The organism is Collinsella aerofaciens, assembly GCF_039752985.1.
GTDB classification, from domain to species: Bacteria; Actinomycetota; Coriobacteriia; order Coriobacteriales; family Coriobacteriaceae; genus Collinsella; species Collinsella aerofaciens_BT.
Genome location: NZ_JBDMHA010000108.1, coordinates 1 through 3,262 on the forward strand (window position 1 = coordinate 1; position 3,262 = coordinate 3,262).

At 59.6% G+C, this 3,262-nt stretch carries 2 protein-coding genes; both read left to right on the forward strand.

Annotation, left to right across the window (positions count from 1 at the left end):
- Positions 1-2,050, forward strand: a 2,050-nt coding sequence (locus ABHR76_RS09715) for an HAD hydrolase family protein (protein ID WP_346977582.1), incomplete at its 5' end; no start/stop codon positions are given.
- 128 nt (positions 2,051-2,178) lie between these two features.
- Entirely contained in the window at positions 2,179-3,192 is a 1,014-nt protein-coding gene (locus ABHR76_RS09720) for a polyprenyl synthetase family protein (RefSeq protein ID WP_346977584.1), read from the forward strand.
- Positions 3,193-3,262 lie beyond the last annotated feature (70 nt).

Genomic DNA, 3,262 nt, shown 5'->3' on the forward strand with positions numbered 1-3,262 from the left:
CGACACCGGCATTATCGGCCCGCTGGCGGTATCGGCAACCGTCGTTGCCATCCATGACCGCTTCTACGATGCCAAGGTTCCCGATTGGCTCGGCACCTTCTCGGGCTCCTCGCTGGTCTACCTCATCAGCTTTTTTGCCGTGTTTGCCCTTGCTGCTATCTCAGCCGCCATCGTGCCCTACGTATACGATGTAACCGATACGCTGCGTCACGCGCTTGCAGGCGTCGGTCCCTTTGGCGTGGGCATCTTTGTCTTTTTAGAACGAGCACTCGAGCCCTTTGGCCTGCACCACCTGCTCTACATGCCGATCTACTACGACAACCTGGTCATTAACGACGGCATCTACGCCACGTGGAGCAGTTTGCTCCCCATCCTCTCCCATAGCACGCGCCCCCTTAATGAGCTTGCGCCGTGGGCCGGTTTTACCGCCACCGGCTGGGTCAAGCTCTTTGGCCTTCCTGCCATCGCAGCTGCGTTCTACTCCACCGCAAAACCCGAGCGCCGCGCCGGCCTCAGGGTCATCCTTGTTCCCGCCATCATCGCCTCGGTGGTTTGCGGCGTTACCGAGCCACTCGAGTTTCTCTTTATGTTCACCCACCCCGGGCTCTTTTTGCTCTACGCCGTCTTATCGTCTTGCCTTGCCACAACCATGAATCTCTTTGGCATCGTCGGCATCTTCTCGGGCGGCCTGATGGAGATGGCAGCCTTCAACTTTATTCCGCTCATGCGCACGCATGCCGGTGCCTATCTTTTGGCGCTCGGTATCGGACTCATCTTTAGCGTCATCTTCTTTCTGAGCTTTCGAGGTCTTATCCTGACCTTTGACCTTAAAACCCCGGGACGCGAGGACCATATCGCCAGCAACGCGGCGCTCTCGCGCTTGACGGGAGACGACGTTGACGAAAAGCGCACATCCAAAACCGGCGCTTCCGACGACCAGGCCTCACAAGATCATCTGCTCGCCGAGCAGGTTGTGACGCTTCTGGGCGGCGTCTCCAACATTGTGGGCGCAACCAACTGCGCCACGCGGCTGCGCGTCGAAGTCGTGGACCCCTCCATCGTCGCGGACAATGCGACCTTTGTCGCAGCGGGTGCCAAAGGCCTCATCGTCACCGGCAAGACCGCTCAGGTAATCATCGGCATCTCGGTACCCCGCGTCAAAGAGCACTTTGATCGGATTATGGGACTCGAACCGGGTTTTGCATTCGCCGCCTCGCCTTCTCATGCCGCCGACGCCACCAAAAAGCATGGCAATGTCTGCTTCTTCGACATCGACGGTACGCTCGCCTGGCAAGATCCCAAACTTGCCCAAGAGCTCCCCGAGGGCGAGCGAGATCTTTCCCCCTATCCCAACGAGGCGGTTGCGCAGGCAATTCGCACGTTTGTCGCCAACGGCAACAAGGCCTTTATCTGCACGGGACGCACCCTCAGCTGCATCCATCCTAAGCTGCTTGAGCTGCCGTGGGCGGGCGTCGTGTGCCTCGCGGGCGGTTACGCCGAACTCGAGGGGCGCATTGTGCGAAATGCAGCCATAAACCCTGGTCTGCTACAGCGCCTCGCCCCCTATCTCGAGCAATCGGGTGAGGTCATTCGCTTTGAAGGTATCGATCGCGTGGTGCGCATGAGTGCAGATGCCCCCGAGACGTACGGATACGCACGCACCGTGGGCGACGCCGTCACACAACTTGAGCACTACAACGCCTATAAAATTCTTATGTCCACGCCACTTGCCAACCGCATCGCCCAAGATGAAGAGCTTGGACCCCTGCTCTGCCTCAATGAGCTCGAACTCGAGGTCACAGAAATCTCGCCTCGCGAGTGCACCAAACGGGCCGGAATCAAGGCCGTGCTTGACGCCCTGGGGCCAGACCACGGCACCGTATATGGCATTGGCGACGCGAGTAACGACATCGCCCTCATGGAGGCGGTCGATGTTGGCATCGCTATGGGCAACGCGCCGGACTTCCTCAAGGAAAAGGCCGACTACGTAACCGACAGCTTCGACCACGACGGCGTCGTCACCGCGCTCGAACACTTTGGGCTTATCTAGCCGAGCCCCTTGCCGCGTTTGCAGCCGCAAGACTCAATCTCCTTCAACCGCCGCGCTCGACGCCCTAATGTGGCAATATGTTGTCTGCATAATGCAACGATGCAACCTAAGAAAGAATGCGAGAACCCGTGTCCAATCCGTTTACCAGCTTTTTAGCCCAGCACTTTGACCAGATCAACGACTATCTGGCCACGTTCTTTGACGGACAGGCGACCTCTGCCGATATCGAGCGCTACCTGTACGCGCCGCTCTCGGCTTTTACGGCCAACGCCGGCAAGCGCCACCGCCCGCTTATCTGCATGCTCGCCGCAACCGCAGTGGGCGGTAGCTTTGAGAGCGCCCGCAGCGCCGCGGCAGCCATCGAGCATTTCCAGTCGGGCGCGCTGATCCACGACGACATCGCCGACAACGGACAGCTTCGTCGAGGCAAGCCCTGCATGCACCTTACCGAGGGCACGGGCCTTGCCATCAATTGCGGCGACTTGGCGCTCACCATGGTCACCAAGACGGTTCTCGACGACCCCACGCTGGAGTCCGACGTGAAGCTGCGCGTGCTCCACGAGCTTACCGAGATGATCGTCCGCACCATCGAGGGTCAAGCGCTCGACCTGGGTTGGGTCCGTGACGGGCGCTTTGATATCTCGGTTGATGACTACCTGGACATGGCGACGCACAAGACCGCGTTTTACAGCGGAGCCACGCCGCTTGCCGCCGGAGCCATTATCGGCGGCGGCAGCGATGAGCAAATCGAAGCGCTGCGCGCCTTTGGCCTACACACAGGCCTCGCCTTTCAGATTCAGGACGACCTGCTCAACCTTGTCGGCACTAAGGAAGCCGCCAACAAGGACTTCCGCACCGACATCACCGAGGGCAAGCGCACGCTTGTCGCCGTACACGCCCTCTCTGATGAGCGCCACCACGACGAGGTCGAGGCGATTCTTTCCTCGGGCACCGATGATCCCGCGCAGCTCGCACGCGCCGTGGAGATCTTCCAGGAGACCGGCTCCATCGATTACGCCCACACTTACGCGCTCGACCTGACCGCTAAGGCCAAAGCGGCCATCGAGAACGTTGAGCTTGATCCGCACGCACGCGAGCTGTTCCTCTCCATGGCAGATTTCTTTGTGGAGCGCCTTAACTAACGGGGGTTATAAAACCTGTCAGCAGCGTATTTAGGCACAACTTGCTACACTGTTGAGTGCATGTTTATGC